This is a genomic window from Streptomyces sp. NPDC030798 (genome assembly GCF_055572275.1).
In genome coordinates, this window is sequence record NZ_JBVIDR010000002.1 from 359,009 (window position 1) to 377,309 (window position 18,301).

Consider the following 18,301-nt stretch of genomic DNA (forward strand, 5'->3'; position numbering starts at 1 on the left):
AGGCGCCGGAAGAAGTGGCGCAAGTGAACTCACGCGAAACTCACGCAGACGGAAACACGCGCTTCATGCGCGGCAACAAGTCAGCAACAGAAGGTGCGACAGCTCGTGAGCGGGTTCATGACCAGTATGTTCCCGGCCACGAGCGTTCCCTGTCAACATTCCGAGTTTCCGAATTAAATCGCCTCAGGTGAGGCAGTCAGCGGATCCCGGAACAGCACGTCGAGAACCACGGAACCACCCGCGACGGCCAGCACGGAATCACGGAAACTCGTCGGCTCGACGGCCGCCGCACGACGTATTCCGGCCGCTTCCTTCAGTGCGTGCAGACAGTCCTCGAAGTGCATGGCACCCACCTCGGTCACCACCACGGTCTCCGGGTTGAGCACGTCCAGCAGCAGCCCGGCCGCGCGCCCGGTCGCCCGCGAGCGCTCCACCAGCAGCCGCCGGGCCGCCGCGTCCCCGGCCGCCGCCGCGGTCACCACATGCATCGGGTTCGTGCCGTCGGTCACCCCGGCCGCCCGGGCCCGCCGGCACAGCGTCCGCTCGCTCAACTCGGCCTGCAGGCAGCCGGTACGGCCGCACGCGCAGGGCTCGGTGCCGCCCGGCACCGGCAGATGCCCGATCGCCCCGGCCTGCGACCGGGGACCGTGGTGCACCTCGTCATGGGTGGCGAAGGCCGCGTCGACCACGTTCCCGACGAACAGGTGCAGCACGCTGCCGCTGCCCCGGGCCCGGCCGAACAGCCGCTCCGCGTTGACCAACGCCCGCGCGTGCCCGTCCACATGGACCGGCAGCCCGGTGCGGTCCTCGAGCAGCGTGCGCACCGGCACCTCGCGCCAGCCCAGCAGCTCGTGCTCGACGACGGTGCCCGCCTCCCGGTCCACCCAGCCGCCGACCGCCACCCCCACCCCGAGCGCCCGGCGCTGCGGGACCCGGGCCAGCAGCGCCCCGAGCGCCTCGGCCGCCAGGGCCAGCACCCGGCCGGGGTCGGTGTCCGCGTGCTTCAACTCCCGCCGGGCCAGCACCCGGCCGCGCAGATCGAGCAGTGCCACCGTGGTGTACGGCACGGCCACGTGCACCCCGCCGACCACGAACCGCTCGGTGTCGAGGTCGATCGGCACGTGCGGCCGGCCCACCCCGTTCGACCGGCGTGGCGCGGCCTCCTCACGGATCAGCCCGAGCCCGCCCAGCCGGGCGCAGTGCTCGGTCACGGACGCCGGCGACAGTCCGGTCAGCCGGGCGACGGTGCTGCGCGCCACCGGACCGTGCGCCAGCACGGACCGCAGCACGACACCGGCGGTGGCGCGCCGGCGGTCGCCGCCGGCGGCGGCACGGGGGAGGGGGCGCGGGGGGACAAGAGTGGATGCCGCGGTACGGGGCATGGAGGACCGTCCTCGGGAGCGGGGCCGACACGTCTCGGAAGGCGAGGCGTGCCGCAGCCCGCCCCTACCGGGGGCGGCGACAGGTGGCCGTGCCCTGGCGTCGCAGGTCGACATAGCGACGCGACGTGAAGTACCGGGACTGGGCGACCATGCCTGGAAGGGTAGGACAGGAAAGGTGAATCCCACCAGCCCACTAGGATTCATTGGCGGAACCCCACAGTCTCCCGGGACGCCCCCGAAGCGAGCCGCACACCCCTGCCTCAGTGACCGTTGTCACGCCGTACCGGGTGTAACCACCACCCTTTGTCGGGAGCGCACCAAGCGCGCGCTGCCGCCTTTGTCGAGCGCTGACGGTGATCACCCCGCCGCCCCCGGGATAGCGTCACGGTGTTCCCACCTGCCCTCACCTCACGCGGAGTCCCCATGAGCACCGCCACCGCCACCGCCCGCCCCGGTGCAGTCCTCGCCGACCTCCTGCCCGCGTCCCGGGTGCGCGACGTGGCCCTCGTGGCCGGCGGCGCCGTGCTCACCGGCCTCGCGGCGCAGCTCTCGGTTCCGGTGCCCGGCTCCCCGGTCCCGGTGACCGGCCAGACCTTCGCCGCGCTCCTCGTCGGCACCGCCCTCGGCGCCCGCCGCGGCTTCCTCTCCCTGGCCCTGTACACCCTCGCGGGCGTGGCCGGGCTGCCCTGGTTCGCGGACGGTGCCTCCGGCGCGGGCGCGGTCTCCTTCGGCTACGTCCTCGGCATGCTGCTCGCCTCCGCCGCCGTCGGCGCCCTGGCCCGCCGAGGCGCCGACCGCTCCCCGCTGCGCATGGCGGGCACGATGGTCCTGGGCGAGGCGATCATCTACGCCGTGGGCGTGCCCTACCTGGCCCTGGCGGCCCACCTGTCCGCCTCCCAGGCCGTCGCCGCCGGCCTCACCCCGTTCCTGATCGGTGACGCCCTGAAGGCGGCCCTCGCGATGGGCGCGCTGCCGGCCGCCTGGAAGCTCGCCGGCAAGCGCTGACGCCGACGTCCCTGCCGAAGAGGCTCGCCGGTCCGCACCGCTCCTCGGTCCCGGCGAGCCTCTTCGGCGTTTCCGCGTCGTGGTCCGGGTCAGCCGCTGTGCCGCCGCCGCTGCGACCACCACACCCCGGCGGCTCCGGCCGCGATCAGGGCGGCACCCGTGACACCGAGGGGCAGCACGTCACGCCCCACACCCGTCTTCGGCAGTTCGTCGCCGCCGGGTGCCACCGGCTTGTTGTCGGTGCCGAGGAGCAGCGGGGTGGCCGGGGCGTTCGGCGACGGGTTGACCGTGCCGAAGGGCACGGGGCCCTGCTGCCAGAAGGTCTTCTTCCCGTCCGTCGTCTGCACGGGCAGGCAGACCTTGCCGTTCTTGCTCAGGTCGTAGGTCGCCCGGACCGCGTACGACTTCGACGCGCCGGCCGCGAGCGGGCCGACGGGGCAGGAGAAGCCGCTGTTCGCACCCTTGGGCAGATCCTTTTCCGCAATCGCCGAACAACCCCGGACGCCGGTGATCCGGAGCCCGCCGAATCCGACGACCAGGAGCCGGACGCTGCCGCTCTCCTTGCTTCCCTCGTTCTTCACGGTGGCGGTCAGTGCCGTTTTTTTCGAACTGTTGTCGACCGAGATCCTTTCCGGCAGCAGGGTGCGCAACTCGACTCCGTCCGGCGCCCGGTCGACCGCCTTTCCCCCCTTCTCGCTCCCCGGCCCCTGGTCATCGGCCACGGCCGCGCCGGACAGCAGGATCGCGGCCGAGAAAGATGCCGTGACCAGCGATCCGACGGCGGCCGCCGTACGACGAGAACGCATGTTCGTCCCCCCTTCGGAAACTCCAGGCAACACCTGGAAACCCCTGAACCCCCTGCAACTGCGCCTGAATTCGCAGTACTTGAAGAGGTACCACAAGATTTCGCCACACTATGCTGGTACGGCAGGAAGTGTGACCGTTGTGTTTGAGCACATGCGGTCGTTGAGGGGGGTGCGGCGGAATTGCCGGGGAATTTCACGCGTGGTGGTGTTCCGGGGTTACTGGTGGCGGGGCGCTACCGGTTGGTCGAAAGCATCGGCCAGGGGGGAATGGGGCGGGTGTGGCGGGCCGTCGACGACATGCTGGACCGGCTGGTCGCCGTGAAGGAGATCCACCTCGGCGGCATCGACGCGGAGGATCTGCGCACCCGCCGCGAGCGCACGCTGCGGGAGGCCCGGGCGACGGCCCGGATCGACCATCCCCACGTCGTCCGTGTCTACGACGTGGTCGACGAGGGCGAACGCCTGTGGATCGTCATGGAGTTGGTCGCCGGGCGCTCGCTCGAGCGGATCACGGCGGAGGAGGGCGCGCTGAGCCCGCGAGCCACGGCGCGCATCGGGCTGGGGCTGGTGGCGGCGCTTCGGCAGGTGCATGCGCGAGGGGTGCTGCACCGGGACATCAAGCCGGGGAACGTCCTGGTGGAGAGCGGCGCCGGCGGGCGGGTGGTGCTGACCGACTTCGGCATCGCGGCCATCCAGGACGCGACGGCGCTCACGATGGCCGGCCTGCTCGTCGGCTCCCCCGACTACATGGCCCCCGAGCGTGTCTCCGGCCTCCCCCAGGGCCCACCCTCCGACCTCTGGTCCCTCGGCGCCACCCTCTGCGCGGCCCTGACCGGCCACTCCCCGTTCTCCCGCGGCACCACCCTGGCGACGCTGCACGCGGTGCTGTACGACGACCCGCAACTCCCGCCCGCCCCCGCCCCCTTGCACGCCCTCCTGACCGCCCTCCTCCACAAGGACCCCACAGCCCGACCTCACCTCGCCGAGGTGGAGTCCGCCCTGACGCCGCTGGCGTATCCACCGCCCCCACCGACCCTCCCGGGAGGGTCGACGGGGCCGGGGGACGGGAGGGGGGCCGACGGTGCGGGGGCGTCGGTGGCGGCGACTTCGAAATCGTCGGCGCCTGCTCCGCCGGCCGCAGCGGGGGCGGGGCCTGCGGTGCCCGCCTCGACGGTGGGGCCGGCTCGCGGGGCTGAGGCGGAAGCGGGAGTGGGCGCGGGGCCTGCGGGGGCCGGTCCGGCGGCTGGGCCGGGCCCGCGGGAGGCGGCTGGAGCGGAGTCGGTCCCGGGGACTGCGGCTGGGGCGGGGGCGGACCGTGCGCCTGCGCCTGCGGCTGGTGCTGGTGCTGGGGCGGGGGTGGATCGTGCGCCTGCGGCTGGGGCGGGCGTGAATCCGGGGCCTGCGGGTGCCGGTCCGGCGGCGGATCCCGCACCCGGGCCGTCAGCGGCAGACGGATCGGCGTCGGGGGCTTCCCCGGCGGGCCCCGCGTGGTTGCCCCCACCCGAACCGCCGCCGGTGTCACCGCCCGCTGGCGGGGCGTCTGCCTCCCCGTCCGCGCACCCGCCCGCGGTGTCGCCGTTCGCCGGTGGGCGGGCGGCTGCGTCTGCGGGTTCGGCTGCGGCGTCACCGCCTGTGGGTGGGCCGGAGTCTGCACCTGGGCGCGCAGCGGGGTCGGCTTCGGTGTCACCGTTCGCCGGTGGGCCGGCGTCTGCGGTTGCGGGCGCGAGTGCGGTGTCGCCGTCCGTCGGTGGGCCGGTCTCTGCCCCCGCGTCCACCGGCGAATCGGCCTCGGCGTCACCGTCCGCTGGTGGGCCGGTGGCTGATCGGGGTCCCGCGGGCACCGTTCCTGCCGCGCCTCCCGGCCCCGTGCGGGCCGGGGGCCGGCCACGTCCCGGTGAGTCGTACGGGCCCACTCTCACGGCCGTGCCCCGGCAGGAAGCTGAGCGAGGTGGGGGTGCGGCGCGCCGTCGTACCGCCCTTCTGGCCGGGCTCGGTGTCGTGGCCGTGGCCGTCGTGGTGGCGGTGCTGCTGGTCAGCCCCTCCCGTGACGGCGGCCGGGCGGGACGAGGCCTCGGGACGGCCGCGTCCTCCCGAGCCGGCGACACCGCCACCGCCACGGCCACCGCCACGGCCACCGCCACTTCCTCGCCGACCGTCGACGGCACCGTCCGGCCCCGCACCCTGCCCCCGGGCGCGCGGCGGGAGGCAGGAGGGTTCGCGTGGGTCACGCCGCACGGATGGCGGCGGGACGTGAAGACCGGTGCCGAGGTGCACTACACCTCGCCCGACGGCCGGCAGGAACTCGTGGGCAAGTCCTCGCTGGCACGGGGCGACCTCATGGACACCTGGCGCCGGTCGGAGCAGGACGCCCGCCGGGGCCGGGACTATGTCAAGCTCCGGCTGGCCAGAACCACCTTCCAGGGACACCCGGCGGTCGTCTGGGAGTACACCTTCACCCTCCGCGGCACCCCCTGGCACGCCCGCCTGCTCGGCTTCGACGCGGACGGGACGTCGTACCAGATCAACACCTGGTACCAGCCGGGGATCGAACCCCAGGCCCTCGCCACCTACGACCGGGTCAGGGGCACCTTCACGGTGCTGTGACACGGGAGGGGCCCCGAGGAACACCTCGGGGCCCCTCCGGGCACGCGCGACAGCGCCCCCGTCAGCCCACGGAGACCTTGTCCGCCGCAGCATCCTCCACGCCCTCGGCGGTGCGCCCGCCGGTGACCTTCTCCTTCACCACGGCGACCGCCAGCACGAGCGCCGCGACCAGCAGCGACAGCAGCACCGTCTCGCGGCCGTCGTGCTCGGTGTCGGTCAGCATGTAGCCGAGGACGAACACGATCAGCGCGGCCGTCGCCCACGTCAGGTACGGATACAGCCACATCTTCACGACCAGCTTCTCCGGCGCCTCCCGCTGGATGATCCGCCGCATCCGCAGCTGCGAGAAGCAGATCACCAGCCACACGAACAGAGCCACCGCACCACTGGAGTTGACCAGGAAGAGGAAGACCGAGTCCGGGAACTTGTAGTTGAAGAAGACCGCGAGGAAGCCGAAGAGGACGGACGCGAGGATCGCGGCCAGCGGCACGCCACGCGACGTCGTCCGGGCGAACGCCTTCGGCGCGTCACCGCGCTGGCCCAGCGAGAACGCCATCCGGGAGGCCGTGTACATGCCGGAGTTGAGACACGACAGCACCGACGTCAGCACGATGAAGTTCATGATCTGACCGGCGTGCGCGATGCCGAGCGAGTCCAGGGCGGCCACGTAGGAGCCCTGGTCCTCGATCGACGGGTCGTTCCACGGCAGCAGCGAGACGACGACGAGGATGGAGCCCAGGTAGAAGACGCCGATGCGCCAGATGATGCTGTTCGTCGACTTCGTCACCGCCCGCTGCGGGTCCTCCGACTCGCCGGCCGCCAGGGTCGCGATCTCGCTGCCCATGAAGGAGAAGACGACCAGCAGCACACCGGTGAGGATCGCGCCGGGCCCGTGCGGCAGGAAACCGCCGTGCGCGGTCAGGTTGGAGAAACCGGCCTTGTCGCTGTGGACGCCCGGCAGCACGCCGAACACGGCCAGCAGGCCGACGACGATGAACGCGCCGATCGCCACGACCTTGATGCCGGCGAACCAGAACTCGAACTCGCCGTAGGAGCCGACGGAGACGAGGTTCGTGGCCGTCAGGACGGTCATCACGATGAGCGCCCAGCCCCATTGAGGCACGGCCGGGATCCAGCCCTCCAGGATCTTCGCGCCCGCGGTCGCCTCCACGGCGAGCACGACGACCCAGAAGAACCAGTAGAGCCAGCCGATGGAGAACCCGGCCCAGCGGCCGAGCGCACGGTCGGCGTGCGCGGAGAAGGAGCCGGAGGTCGGGTTGGCGGCGGACATCTCGCCGAGCATCCGCATCACGAGGACGACGAGGGTGCCGACGAGGGCGTAGGACAGCAGGATGCCGGGGCCGGCGGTGGCGATGCCGGAACTGGAGCCGACGAAGAGCCCGGCACCGATCACACCGCCGATGGCGATCATCGACAGATGTCGGTTCTTGAGACCTGCTTGGAGTCCGGAACCAGGGGTCATGGACGGATTTCCTTTGCGCCGGTGGAGCGGTTCCCGTACGAGCGGGGGTGCCCTTGTGGGACGTGGTACGGGTTCTCGCACGAGCGGTGTACGAGGTGGTCCAGTGAATCCGAGGCGAATGGATTCGGGAACCTCCGAATCCGGATCGTTACCTGAGGTTTCCTTGAGGTTCTATGGTTCGAGTCACGTTTTTCCGTGAAGACACCCGAGGCTGCTGCCCGGGAACGGCCGTGTCACACTCGTCCCATGCGCGTGTATCTCGGCTCCGACCATGCGGGCTACGAACTCAAGAACCACCTCGTCGAATGGCTCAAGGCGGCGGGGCACGAGCCCGTCGACTGCGGGCCCCACATCTACGACGCCCAGGACGACTACCCGCCCTTCTGCCTGCGCGCCGCGGAGCGCACGGCGGCCGACCCCGAGGCGCTCGGCGTCGTGATCGGCGGCTCCGGCAACGGCGAGCAGATCGCCGCGAACAAGGTCAAGGGCGTGCGGGCGGCGCTGGCCTGGAGCGAGGAGACGGCCGCGCTGGGCCGGCAGCACAACAACGCCAACGTCGTGGCCGTGGGCGGGCGGATGCACAGCACGCAGGAGGCGACCAAGTTCGTCGAGGTCTTCCTCAACACGCCGTTCTCCGGTGACGAGCGCCACATCCGCCGCATCGACATGCTGGCGGACTACGAGACGACGGGCGACCTCCCCCCGATCCCGGCCCACCACCCGCAGCAGGACTGAGCCACCGCGTGACCGGCTAGGAAGGAAGAGGGACAGGAGCCGTGCCAGAGGGGCACACGATTCATCGGCTGGCGCAGGACTACGCCGCCCGCTTCTCCGGCACGGCCCCGCGCGTCACCAGCCCCCAGGGCAAGTTCTCCGACGCCGCGGACCTGCTGACCGGTGCCGGGCTCACCGGCACCGAGGCCCACGGCAAGCACCTCTTCCTCCGGTTCCGGGACACCGACTGGGTCCACATCCACCTCGGCCTCTTCGGCAAGGTGACCTTCGGCCCCGCCCCCGCACCCCCGCCCACCGACACCGTCCGGCTCCGGCTCGCGAACGACACCTCGTACGTCGACCTGCGCGGCCCCACCACCTGCGCGCTGATCACGGACGCGGAGAAGCGGGCGATCCACGACCGCCTCGGCCCCGACCCGCTCCGCGACGACGCGGACCCCGGCGCGGCGTACCGAAGAATCTCCCGCAGCCGTACGAGCATCGCCGCGCTGCTGATGGACCAGAAGGTCATCGCCGGCGTCGGCAACGTCTACCGCGCCGAGGTCCTCTTCCGGCACGGTATCGACCCGTACCGCGCGGGCCGGGACGTCACCCCGGCCGAGTGGGACACGCTGTGGGCCGACCTCGTCGCGCTCATGCACGAGGGCGTGCGCCTGGGCCGCATCGACACCGTCCGCCCCGAGCACACCCCGGAGGCGATGGGCCGCCCGCCCCGCGTCGACGACCACGGCGGCGAGGTGTACGTCTACCGCCGGGCCCTCCAGCCCTGCCACATCTGTACGACCGAGATCCGCACCGCCGACCTGGCCGCCCGCAACCTCTTCTGGTGCCCCACCTGCCAGAAGGCCTGAGCCGGGTCGTCTAGAACCCGTGCGGCAGCCACGGCGCCACGGCGGAGCCGAACGCCACCGACGCCTCCGCCAGCGCGCCCGCCCGCAGCTCCCGCACGCGTCCGGCGGCCGCCAGGGACAGCAGACTCACGCCACCGAGGTACGACGCCCCCAGCTCCCGTACGGACAGGGAGAGATCGGCAGCGTCGGTCGTGCGTTCGCAGGAGGCGCCCTTGGCATCGCCGGTGAGCCGCCAACGGCCGGTGTTCCAGGGGCAGAAGGCGTCCTCGACATCGAACACGACGTCCACCGGTGCCTGGTACGTCCGCGCCGTCAGCGCCGCACCGACGTCGACGAGACGCAGATGGCAGGAGTCCCGGAACGTGGGCCGGCAGCGCCTGATGTCGGACACCATGTACTGCCAGGCGTCGTCCACCGGCCGGCCGCGCACCGCCAGGGTCGTCATCAGGTCGATGCCGCACAGGAAGCGCCACAGCGCCGCCTCGGTCGCCGGGTCGAGCGCGGCGAAACTCTCCAGCGTCACCGTGCCGTCGTGCCCGCTCGGGCCCCAGCCGAGCTTGGTGCGGAACCGGGCGTACCCGGTGACCTCGCCATCCCGCTCGGCGACCACGCACTGCAGCGCCGACGCGCCGTTCCGGTCGCTCTCGGGGTCCAGCAGCCCCACCCGGTCCCAGCCGGGCTGCCGGGCCAGCATCCCGGGCCGGCGCGGCACCAGCGCCGCGTACACCTTCTCGCACGCGGCGAGCACCTCCGCCGGCGCCGCGTAGCGCAGCCGTACGTCATCGGTGCCGGCCGGCAGTGTTAGGGCGACCCGGCTGGTGTCGATCTCGGCCTGCAGCTGGAAGGCCGCGGCGCCGTACCCGAACCGGCCGTAGATCGCCGGCTCGGAGGCGGTCAGCGCGGCCAACGGCTCGCCCCGCTCCCGGAACTCGTCCAACTGCCGCCGCATCATGGAGGTCAGCACCCCGCGCCGGCGGTGCGTGGCGGCCACGCTCACCATGGTGACGCCCGCGGTGGGCACCGATGCGCCGCCCGGCACGGTCATCCGGAAGCTGAACGCACCACCCGTACCGACCAGGGTGTCTCCGTCCCAGGCGGCCAGGGACCGGTCGAACTCGGTGACGGACCGGTCCAGTTCGCGCTCCTCGGCGGAGGCCGCACCACCCCCGAAGGCCCGGATCAGGTGGTCGAACCACCCGTCCCAGTCCTCAGGGCGCAGTACCTTCAACTCGGTCGCACGGTCAGTCGCCATGAGTCATGCCTATCAGCGCATTGCGGGACGAGCCAGCGAATTTCTCCCGGGCGGCGGCGCGATGGCCCTCCGTGCCGTTCACTGTGAAGTCGAACCGCGAAGTTGAGCCTCGCACGGGGGACAAGTGGGACCTCCCGTGCCAAGCGCCTGGTCCGATGGATAGGGTCCCGAACTGATGGCAGCAGGACGAGAGCGGCGTGCGAAGGCCGAGACGTTCACGGCCCGGTGCAGGATGCAGTGGCACCGGGCCCGCGTCGGGCTGCGCAGAAGCGCCGTCGACTACTTCCGCGGCGACGGCTCCGACTGGATCGCGCTGGCGGGCCTGCTGCTCACCATCCCCGTGCTCGCGCTCATGACCCTCGCCGACTCGGTCTGGTGCTCCCCGGCCACGCTGGTGCTGCCGATCGTCGCGGGCGGCCTGCTGCTGCGCCCGGCGAGCCTGCTCGGCCTGTACGCGGCCGCGGCCACCGCGCTGATCGTGGAGTCGGTGCGGCTCGGCCCCTACACCGAGGGGCCCTCGCGGGTCACCCCCGGCGTGGTCCTGGTGGTCGCCGCCTGCGGTTTCTTCGGTCTGCTCACCGCCCAGTTCCGCAGCCGGGTCGGCGTGCCCTGGCGGCGCGGCGGCACCATGCTGTTCGACCTGCGCGAGCGGATCCGGGTGCAGAGCAAGCTGCCGAAGCTGCCGCAGGGCTGGCACCACGAGATGGCGCTGCGCCCGGCCGGCGGCCAGTCCTTCTCCGGCGACTTCGTCGTCGCGGCCCGCACGAACGGAGGCCGCACCCTGGAGGTCGTGCTCACCGACGTGTCCGGCAAGGGCATGGACGCGGGATCGCGCGCCCTGCTGCTGTCCGGCGCCTTCGGCGGCCTGCTCGGCTCCCTGCCCCCGCACGCCTTCCTGCCCGCCGCCAACGGCTACCTCCTGCGCCAGGACTGGGACGAGGGGTTCGCCACCTCCATCCACCTGGTCCTGGACCTGGACTCCGGCGACTACGAGCTGTACTCCGCCGGTCATCCGCCGGGGCTCCAGCTCAGCTCGGGCAGCGGCCGCTGGGAGGAGAAGGCCGCCGAGGGCCCGCTGCTGGGTGTGTACGACGGTGCCCAGTTCGACCCCGTGAAGGGCTCACTGCGCCCCGGTGACGTGTTGATGCTGTTCACAGACGGTTTGGTGGAAACCTCCGACCGCGACATCGTCGAGGGCATCGACCGCCTCACCGGCGAGGCCGACCGCTATGTCGCCGGTGGCTTCCACGGCGCCGCCTGGCACCTCATCGAGGCGGTGGCCAAGGACGTCAACGACGACCGCGCCCTGCTGCTGATCTGCCGCCAGGCCTGATCCACCACCCGCTGCCGCCGTCGTAGGCCCGCTGCCGTGCGACCGGTGCATCACCCTGCCCGGCTTCCGCAGCGCCTACCCCCGCGCGGTCCGAGCCGCGCCGGTCAGTGGGGCCAGGGTCTGCCAGCCCACCGTCTCGTACAGCGCCCGTCCGTCCGGCGTGGCCCCCAGAACCGCCCTGGTCGCGCCCTGGGCCGCAGCGGCACCGGCGAGCGTCGTCATCACCACCCGGCCCAGGCCCCGGCGCCGGTGTCCCGGGTCGGTCTCCACCTGGTCGACGACGGCCGTCGGCCCGGTGACGGCCACCTGCCCCCGGGCGGCGAAGCCACCGTCGGCGGCGCGGACCACCACCCGGGTGACCCCGGCCCGGCGCCAGTGGTGCAGGGCGTAGCCCTCGGCGAGGCCGGCCGGGGGTGCGGGGGAGCGCAGCGAGGCGGTCATCAGGAAGCCGGGCCCGCCCGCGAGCGCCCAGCCCTCCGGCAGCCACGCCTCCAGCGTCCGCGGCGCCACGAAGGTCTTCAGCCAGACGCCACGTGCCGCCGTGCTCTCGGTGATCTTGCGTACGGTCGGCTCGTCGGCCGCCGGCAGCACATGCCGCGCCACCTCCTTGGCCAGCCCGACCTGCACGGTGAACCCCCAGGGTTCGTACGCCGGTTCGGACGCCCCACGCGAGACGACCCAACCCTCGACCCACGCGCGAACCGCGTCGGCGGTGTCGGCGAACGGCATGACCCCTCCCTGGGGTGTGTAATGGATGCTAGGCGTCTTCACCTATTACATCACGGGCGTGCCGGGGGCGCGAGAGACTGGGGGCATGACAACGGGAGACACAGAGCCGGCGGCGTCCCTCCCCCTGGCCGAGGTCGAGGCGATCGCACGGGCCGCCCACGCGGGGCAGACCGACAAGGCGGGACGGCCGTACGCCGAGCACCTCGCCGCCGTGGCCGAAGGCACCCGCACCCGCGGCGGTGACACCGATCAGATCGCGGCGGCCTGGCTGCACGACGCGGTCGAGGACGACGCGCTCACCCGGGAGTGGCTGGCGCGGGCGGCTCTCACTCCGCGTACGAAGGCCATCGTGGACGCCCTCACCAAGCGGCCCGGCGAGGACCCGGAGGCGTACGCGGACCGTGTCCTCGCCACCCCCGGCGCCCTGCTGGTGAAACAGGCCGACCTGGCGCACAACGCCGACCCGGAGCGGCTGGCGGTCCTGCCGGAGGAGACCCGGAAACGACTGACCGAGAAGTACGCACGGATGCGCGCACTCCTCGGTCTGCGGTGAGGGGGGACGAGGACGGGGCAGCCGGACGGGCGTGAGCCGGAAGTCCGGGCGTGAGCCGGAAGCCGGGCCCGGTCCGGGAGTCCGGCGCGGCGTCAGGCGCCGACCGTCTCCCGGGCACGCTCCTTCGTCTGGCGCTCACGGGCCAGTTCGGCCGCGTCCTGCCGGAACGCCCACTCCATCCTCGGCTCCATGGCGAAGCGGAACACGCGCTGCACGGGTCGGGTGCACAGCAGGGTGACGGCGGCGGCCGCGAGGACGGTGACCAGGATCTCGCCGAGCGGGCGGTGCAGCCAGGCGTGGTCGAACCAGCCGCGGAAGTCGGCGAACTTCACCAGGAAGCCGTGCAGCAGATAGCCGTACAGGGTGCCCGCGCCGAGCGCCGTGAACCACATCGGGCGGCGCGGCACCCAGGCGAAGAAGCAGGCCGTCAGCAGCAGCGAGCAGCCCATCAGCGCGAGCACCATCACCGGGCCGCACCACCACGGGGCGCCCAGTTCCTGCGCGGAGTCGCGGTGGTAGAACCACGAGGTGTTCATGCGCGGCACCGCCCACCAGCCGACCGCGAGCGCGGCGGCGAACACCGGAACCGAGGCGATCCGCACCCAGCGGCGGCGCACCATGTGGAAGTGCTCCGGCTTCATGCTCAGGCCCAGCACGAAGTAGGGGAGGAACTGCAGGACGCGCTGCAGGTCGAGGTCGTCACCGATGCTCGGGGTGACGGTCGCGAGCATGGCGATGCCGATGGCCAACGGCAGCGGCCAGCGCACCAGTTTCCACACCGGGGTGGTGATCCGCCAGACGAACAGGGCGACCAGGAACCAGGTCAGGTACCACGGGTCGAGGAGGCTGATGTCCTCGTGGGAACCGTCGACGGCGTTCTTGAAGAGCGGGTACGCCGTCTCGAACAGGATGTACGGCACGGCGACGCCCGTGATCAGGCGCTTCAGCCGGTCCGGGCGCATGTCGAAGCTGCGGGAGAAGAAGCCGGAGATGATGATGAACGCCGGCATGTGGAAGGCGTACACCACCTCGTAGAGGCTCTCCAGGATCCGGCTGTCGCCCTTCAGCGGCTCCCAGGAGTGACCCATCGCGACGAGCACGATCGCCAGGTACTTGGCGTTGTCGAAGAACGCGTCGCGCTGCATGCCGTTGGGTTGTTTGCCGGGTCTGTCCGCCTTCGTCCGGGGCGTCTGTGTACTCATCGGGGTACGCGGGCCGGGCACTCCGTCGGCCGGCGACTGTGCCGGGGGGAGTGGCCTGCGGTTCTGGCCGGGGGACGAGGCGGCGTCAAACATCTCAGGCACCCTAGCGTCGACTGTGGATTCCGTAAAACCCGCGTGGTCATTCCTGGTTATCGCGTTCGGGTACCCCCTGATTTGCATAACTTGCCACCCTGGTCGACGTGATGGCGCACACATCGATGCCGTTCATTCACCCTCGATGTCCCGATTCATACCGACTAATTGGGGCATACGTCACCTCTGTGCCATCAATTCGAATTACCTGCGCACAAGATGTGTGGGCACGGAAACGAACTTGCGTGATTTCCTGTGGAGTCACCTGCGGGTGCGCTGTCGAATTCCCGTCCGCCGCTTGGATGCCGGCGGCCCGGCACCCAACGTTGTGTCACGGGCCGCATAGCCTGGCCGTGTTGGTGGCACGATGGTTCTGGCAGGGGCGCGCGGGGTCGTGCCCCGCGGCCGGGAGAGCGGACCGACCGAGGGTGTGATCAGTTGTGGCCATTTCACTGTCTGTGGTGCTGCTGTTGGCGATCATCCTGGTGGTGCTGATCCGAGGGGGGAGCATCAAGGCGGGCCCGGCCATCGTCGCCATCCTCTTCGGCTTCTTCCTCGCCTCGACCGGCATGGCCCCTTCCATCAACCGCTTCCTGAACTCGATAGCGGAAACGATCAACTCGATCAGCTTCTGAGTGCCACCCCGGCGGGGACGCCGGCAAGGAACCCCGGGCCCCGCGTCCTCCGTGGCCACCCCCGCCGAACCGGCGCGACGCCGATCACCGCCGACCGCGCTCCCCGGCGCCCGCTGCCCCGGGACGCACGAATCCCCGGGAACAGCAGAAGGCCCAGGGAGAGGAGCCAACCTCTCACCTGGGCCTTCGGCGTCCAGAGCGGGCGACGGGAATCGAACCCGCGTAGCTAGTTTGAAGATCGCGTACGCGGGTTGTGGCTGAGCTGGCCTTCCGCTGAGCTGCCGTTAAGGCCTGCCATCCCCGCTGTTCCCCCTTGTGCCCCATCGGCTACCGCCTCCAAGGGCACGTCAGGGACACGGTGTCGCCCAGCCGGCCGATGTTGCCACGGTGGTGAGCGGACCGCCGCATGCTTCCGACAGTCCACAGGATCGCCGTGAGCAGGTTCGTTACGTGTTCGGTGGCGTGGGCATCCGCGTGAAGGTGCACGGTACCGTGAGCGGCAGCGTTGAGTTGCACACCCCCTGCCACACCTCTCCTGTTGACGTCAGCTCGGTGACCAGGAGGCGAGCATCGAATACCGACAGCGTGGCGTCGAATACGTTGGTCGGGCCTCCCACCAGCTGCCAGAAGACGCCGCTTCCGTTGGCAACAGGGGTCGGCGGATTCGGACCAGCCTCATTGACGGACAGGACCCGCACCTGCCCGCCACAAACCACCGAGACGTACTTGGTCATCCCCTGAACTGCTGAGTCGATGTCGTTGCAGCCTGTTGGCGGCGGGGTCGGGGTCGGGGTCGGCTTTGGCGGCCTCGGCCCCCTGCACTTGTGCAGCGCCCCCATGCCAGGTTTCTCGCACTTACCGTCGGCGGACGCGTGGCCAGTCGCGGTGTGTGCGATGGCCGCGGCGGGGGTCACCAGTCCGATCGCCACCAGCAGCGCGGTTGTGGCGATCCCGCCAATCTTCTTGCGCTTGCCTCGCAGCAGGGGCCCGGACGGCGTAGGTGTCCTGTGGTCAGGACTCATGTGTGCTCCTTGTTCCAAGCGTTTCGGATGTCTCCTGCATCCGATGCGAGCTTGAACTGCACACGCAGGATCATTTGGCACGTTTTGGGATAACACGCCTATATATCAACGAGTCGGACTAGTGGCCTACGGGCTCAGGTTCACGCGCGGCGTACCGCGTCTTCTCGCCCTGGGCCAGTCGTTGCGGTCCTCACCCGACCGTGCCGCGATCCCTCGCGCCCGCTCGATGTGCTCATGGGTCCGAGCCCGGTTCCCCTCCCTAGCGTTGATCACCGCAAGGACCAGGTTCATGGCGCCCAACAGCGACAGCTCCTCCGGCGGGCATGCCGGCGCCTCTGCCCTCGGCGCCATGACGGCCGCAGCGGACTTCGCCGCTTGCTCCGCCTGCTCCATGTGCTGCTGCCTCATGAAGGCATGCGACATGCGAAACAGACTCGCGACCACCTCCAACGGCTGGCCTGCTAGTTCGGCTGCCTGCAATGCCCGGTCTGCCGCGATCCACGCCGCATCCGCCTGGTCCTGCCGCGTGAAGCTGGCTGCGGCCACGCGCCGCGCTGATCTACCAGCACGCCGGTGCCGACCGTGAGCGGCTGATCGCCGACGCGCTGAGCGCCCTGGTCGACAAGGGACGCGGAAAGCGCGAGGGGCACGCGGGGGACACGCAGGGCTGAACAGCCCGGGAAACGATCGAAGGCCCAGGGGCAGGAAATTCACTACCTGACCTGGGCCTTCGGCGTCCAGAGCGGGCGACGGGAATCGAACCCGCGTAGCTAGTTTGGAAGACTAGGGCTCTACCATTGAGCTACGCCCGCAGCACTGCGCCGCAGGTCGGTGACCGCGGCACTGCACTGCATCGTAGCGGGTCGCACACCGCGGAGGCCAACGTGTTGGACTGCGCAGATGCCGCGCCTGCGACCGTCGGCGAGGCGGCCGGCAAAGCAGCCGACGGATCCGGCCCGGCCATGTACCCTACGTGTCGCACCGAACGGGGTGTGGCGCAGCTTGGTAGCGCGTCCGCTTTGGGAGCGGAAGGCCGTGGGTTCAAATCCCGCCACCCCGACCACCGACCGAGGTACCCCTCGGTGATCGCCTTTTGGGGCGCCGACCGCCTGCGGTTACTATGCAAGCTGCGCGCCCGTGTGACCCGGCCCTCACGGCCTACGACTCCTCCGGGCGGCGAATCCGCCGGACCTGTCTGGCTCGGCAGAACCCAAGAAGTCAGCCACAAGGAGACCGAACCGTGAAGAGCGCCGTGGAGACCCTGAACCCGACCCGGGTTCGGCTCACTGTCGAGGTGCCCTTCGAGGAGCTCAAGGACAGCCTCGACGCGGCGTACAAGAAGATCAACCAGCAGGTCACGGTGAAGGGCTTCCGCAAGGGCAAGATCCCGGCCCGCGTCATCGACCAGCGGTTCGGCCGCGGTGCGGTCCTGGAGGAGGCCGTCAACGACGCGCTGCCGAAGTTCTACACCGACGCGGTCAACGAGGCCGAGCTCAGCCCCCTGGGCCAGCCCGAGGTCGACATCACCGAGCTGAAGGACGGCGAGACGCTGAACTTCACCGCCGAGGTCGACGTCCGCCCGGCCCTGGAGATCCCGGACTACTCGGGCATCGAGGTCGAGGTCGACGCCGTCGAGGTCACCGACGAGGACGTCGAGAAGTCGGTCGAGCAGCTCCGTGAGCGCTTCGCCTCCACCACCCCGGTCGAGCGCGCCGCCGAGGACGACGACGTCGTCACCGTCGACCTCGAGGCCAAGGTCGACGGCGAGGTCCTCGAGGACGGCGTCGCCCAGGGCGTCTCCTACACCATCGGCTCCGGCGAGCTGCTCGACGGCATCGACGAGGCCGTCAAGGGCCTGTCCGCCGGCGAGGAGGCCACCTTCACCTCCGAGCTCAAGGGCGGCTCCGCCGCGGGCAAGGAGGCCGAGGTCACCGTCAAGGTCACCCAGGTCGCCAAGCGTGAGCTGCCCGAGCTGGACGACGAGTTCGCGCAGCTCGCCTCCGAGTTCGACACCCTGGACGAGCTGAAGGCCGACAGCCGCAAGCGCCTGGCCAACATGAAGCAGTACGACCAGGCCACCCAGGCCCAGGAGCGCGTCCTGGAGAAGCTGCTCGAGCTGGTCGAGGTCCCGGTCCCCGAGAAGCTGCTCGAGGACGAGATCAACACCCGCAAGCACAACCTGGAGCACCACCAGCTCGGCCAGATGGGTCTCACCCTCGAGAAGTACCTGGAGATCCAGGGCAAGACCGCCGAGGAGTTCGAGGCCGAGACCCGCGAGGCCGCGGTCAAGGGCATCAAGACCCAGTTCGTCCTCGACGAGCTGGTCAAGAAGGAGAACCTCAACGTCAACCAGGAGGAGCTCACCGAGCACCTCATGCGGCGTGCGGCCTCCTCCGGCATGTCCCCCGACCAGTTCGCCCAGGCCGTCGTCGAGGGCGGCCAGGTGCCGCTCCTGGTCGGCGAGGTCGCCCGTGGCAAGGCCCTGGCCGTCGTGGTCGAGGCCGCCACGGTGAAGGACACCAACGGCGAGATCGTCGACCTGGACGACGAGGAGGAGGAGACCGAGGCCGCCGAGGCGTCGGAGACCTCCGAGGAGAACGCCGAGGGCTGAGCGGC

The 18,301-nt window shown here is 71.0% G+C and carries 16 protein-coding genes, 2 tRNA genes and 1 pseudogene; 10 read left to right on the forward strand and 9 right to left on the reverse strand.

Translation table 11 applies throughout. The features are described from left to right. Positions 1-173: 173 nt before the first annotated feature. Complete coding sequence (locus ACZ404_RS06120) at positions 174-1,382, reverse strand: ROK family protein (RefSeq protein ID WP_468436391.1); 1,209 nt, start codon at positions 1,380-1,382, stop codon at positions 174-176. 423 nt (positions 1,383-1,805) lie between these two features. On the opposite strand from ACZ404_RS06120, the gene ACZ404_RS06125 reads away from it, so the two are divergent. Beyond that, on the forward strand, positions 1,806-2,387 hold the full coding sequence (locus ACZ404_RS06125; RefSeq protein WP_468436393.1) for a biotin transporter BioY: 582 nt from the start codon (positions 1,806-1,808) through the stop codon (positions 2,385-2,387). Positions 2,388-2,476: 89 nt separating this feature from the next. On the opposite strand, the gene ACZ404_RS06130 is transcribed toward ACZ404_RS06125, so the two are convergent. Continuing rightward, positions 2,477-3,193: an LPXTG cell wall anchor domain-containing protein gene (locus ACZ404_RS06130; RefSeq protein ID WP_468436395.1), complete on the reverse strand. Its 717-nt coding sequence runs from the start codon at positions 3,191-3,193 to the stop codon at positions 2,477-2,479. Positions 3,194-3,460: 267 nt separating this feature from the next. Between ACZ404_RS06130 and ACZ404_RS06135 the strand changes: the two are divergent. Beyond that, positions 3,461-4,132, forward strand: a pseudogene (locus ACZ404_RS06135) (serine/threonine-protein kinase); the annotation flags it as partial. Between the two features lie 984 nt (positions 4,133-5,116). Then, positions 5,117-5,797 (forward strand): hypothetical protein, encoded by a 681-nt coding sequence (locus ACZ404_RS06140; protein ID WP_468437204.1) that lies wholly within the window; start codon positions 5,117-5,119, stop codon positions 5,795-5,797. Positions 5,798-5,858: 61 nt separating this feature from the next. Here ACZ404_RS06140 and ACZ404_RS06145 read toward each other — a convergent pair whose 3' ends face one another. Then, the gene (locus ACZ404_RS06145) at positions 5,859-7,280 is read right to left on the reverse strand and encodes an amino acid permease (protein WP_468436397.1); all 1,422 of its coding nucleotides are present in this window, start codon (positions 7,278-7,280) and stop codon (positions 5,859-5,861) included. Positions 7,281-7,526: 246 nt separating this feature from the next. On the opposite strand from ACZ404_RS06145, the gene ACZ404_RS06150 reads away from it, so the two are divergent. Then, entirely contained in the window at positions 7,527-8,015 is a 489-nt protein-coding gene (locus ACZ404_RS06150; protein WP_468436399.1) for a ribose-5-phosphate isomerase, read from the forward strand. A gap of 41 nt (positions 8,016-8,056) precedes the next feature. Continuing rightward, positions 8,057-8,866, forward strand: a complete 810-nt coding sequence (locus ACZ404_RS06155) for an Fpg/Nei family DNA glycosylase (protein ID WP_468436401.1) — start codon at positions 8,057-8,059, stop codon at positions 8,864-8,866. A gap of 10 nt (positions 8,867-8,876) precedes the next feature. Here the strand turns inward: ACZ404_RS06155 and ACZ404_RS06160 are convergent, their stop codons facing one another. Then, on the reverse strand, positions 8,877-10,118 hold the full coding sequence (locus ACZ404_RS06160) for a GNAT family N-acetyltransferase (protein ID WP_468436403.1): 1,242 nt from the start codon (positions 10,116-10,118) through the stop codon (positions 8,877-8,879). Between the two features lie 175 nt (positions 10,119-10,293). Between ACZ404_RS06160 and ACZ404_RS06165 the strand changes: the two genes are divergently transcribed. Next, positions 10,294-11,451 (forward strand): SpoIIE family protein phosphatase, encoded by a 1,158-nt coding sequence (locus ACZ404_RS06165; RefSeq protein ID WP_468436405.1) that lies wholly within the window; start codon positions 10,294-10,296, stop codon positions 11,449-11,451. A gap of 75 nt (positions 11,452-11,526) precedes the next feature. Here the strand turns inward: ACZ404_RS06165 and ACZ404_RS06170 are convergent, their stop codons facing one another. Next, positions 11,527-12,180: a GNAT family N-acetyltransferase gene (locus ACZ404_RS06170; protein WP_468436407.1), complete on the reverse strand. Its 654-nt coding sequence runs from the start codon at positions 12,178-12,180 to the stop codon at positions 11,527-11,529. Between the two features lie 85 nt (positions 12,181-12,265). Here ACZ404_RS06170 and ACZ404_RS06175 point away from each other — a divergent pair, with 85 nt between their 5' ends. Further along, positions 12,266-12,733 (forward strand): HD domain-containing protein, encoded by a 468-nt coding sequence (locus ACZ404_RS06175; RefSeq protein WP_468436409.1) that lies wholly within the window; start codon positions 12,266-12,268, stop codon positions 12,731-12,733. A 92-nt stretch (positions 12,734-12,825) separates the two neighbouring features. Here the strand turns inward: ACZ404_RS06175 and ACZ404_RS06180 are convergent, their stop codons facing one another. Then, the gene (locus tag ACZ404_RS06180) at positions 12,826-13,935 is read right to left on the reverse strand and encodes an acyltransferase family protein (protein ID WP_468436411.1); all 1,110 of its coding nucleotides are present in this window, start codon (positions 13,933-13,935) and stop codon (positions 12,826-12,828) included. 533 nt (positions 13,936-14,468) lie between these two features. Between ACZ404_RS06180 and ACZ404_RS06185 the strand changes: the two genes are divergently transcribed. Then, positions 14,469-14,663, forward strand: coding sequence for a hypothetical protein (locus tag ACZ404_RS06185; protein ID WP_026178055.1), 195 nt, complete (start codon positions 14,469-14,471; stop codon positions 14,661-14,663). A 446-nt stretch (positions 14,664-15,109) separates the two neighbouring features. Here ACZ404_RS06185 and ACZ404_RS06190 read toward each other — a convergent pair whose 3' ends face one another. The 3 genes from ACZ404_RS06190 to ACZ404_RS06200 form a co-directional block, all read right to left on the reverse strand. After that, on the reverse strand, positions 15,110-15,685 hold the full coding sequence (locus ACZ404_RS06190; RefSeq protein WP_468436413.1) for a hypothetical protein: 576 nt from the start codon (positions 15,683-15,685) through the stop codon (positions 15,110-15,112). 126 nt (positions 15,686-15,811) lie between these two features. Beyond that, positions 15,812-16,231 (reverse strand): hypothetical protein, encoded by a 420-nt coding sequence (locus tag ACZ404_RS06195; RefSeq protein WP_468436415.1) that lies wholly within the window; start codon positions 16,229-16,231, stop codon positions 15,812-15,814. A 195-nt stretch (positions 16,232-16,426) separates the two neighbouring features. Beyond that, positions 16,427-16,497 (reverse strand) — tRNA-Gly (locus ACZ404_RS06200). A 174-nt stretch (positions 16,498-16,671) separates the two neighbouring features. On the opposite strand from ACZ404_RS06200, the gene ACZ404_RS06205 reads away from it, so the two are divergent. Both ACZ404_RS06205 and tig read left to right on the forward strand, forming a co-directional pair. After that, positions 16,672-16,748, forward strand: a tRNA-Pro gene (locus ACZ404_RS06205). 177 nt (positions 16,749-16,925) lie between these two features. Continuing rightward, positions 16,926-18,296, forward strand: coding sequence for a trigger factor (tig, locus tag ACZ404_RS06210; RefSeq protein ID WP_468436417.1), 1,371 nt, complete (start codon positions 16,926-16,928; stop codon positions 18,294-18,296). Positions 18,297-18,301 lie beyond the last annotated feature (5 nt).

What these genes read in the sequence shown, in the direction of transcription:
- ACZ404_RS06120 (WP_468436391.1), bottom strand. Translation starts at nt 1,382, where the DNA reads ATGCCCCGTACCGCGGCATCCACTCTTGTCCCCCCGCGCCCCCTCCCC.
- ACZ404_RS06125 (WP_468436393.1), top strand. Translation starts at nt 1,806, where the DNA reads ATGAGCACCGCCACCGCCACCGCCCGCCCCGGTGCAGTCCTCGCCGAC.
- ACZ404_RS06130 (WP_468436395.1), bottom strand. Translation starts at nt 3,193, where the DNA reads ATGCGTTCTCGTCGTACGGCGGCCGCCGTCGGATCGCTGGTCACGGCA.
- ACZ404_RS06145 (WP_468436397.1), bottom strand. Translation starts at nt 7,280, where the DNA reads ATGACCCCTGGTTCCGGACTCCAAGCAGGTCTCAAGAACCGACATCTG.
- ACZ404_RS06150 (WP_468436399.1), top strand. Translation starts at nt 7,527, where the DNA reads ATGCGCGTGTATCTCGGCTCCGACCATGCGGGCTACGAACTCAAGAAC.
- ACZ404_RS06160 (WP_468436403.1), bottom strand. Translation starts at nt 10,118, where the DNA reads ATGGCGACTGACCGTGCGACCGAGTTGAAGGTACTGCGCCCTGAGGAC.
- ACZ404_RS06165 (WP_468436405.1), top strand. Translation starts at nt 10,294, where the DNA reads ATGGCAGCAGGACGAGAGCGGCGTGCGAAGGCCGAGACGTTCACGGCC.
- ACZ404_RS06170 (WP_468436407.1), bottom strand. Translation starts at nt 12,180, where the DNA reads ATGCCGTTCGCCGACACCGCCGACGCGGTTCGCGCGTGGGTCGAGGGT.
- ACZ404_RS06175 (WP_468436409.1), top strand. Translation starts at nt 12,266, where the DNA reads ATGACAACGGGAGACACAGAGCCGGCGGCGTCCCTCCCCCTGGCCGAG.
- ACZ404_RS06180 (WP_468436411.1), bottom strand. Translation starts at nt 13,935, where the DNA reads ATGAGTACACAGACGCCCCGGACGAAGGCGGACAGACCCGGCAAACAA.
- ACZ404_RS06190 (WP_468436413.1), bottom strand. Translation starts at nt 15,685, where the DNA reads ATGAGTCCTGACCACAGGACACCTACGCCGTCCGGGCCCCTGCTGCGA.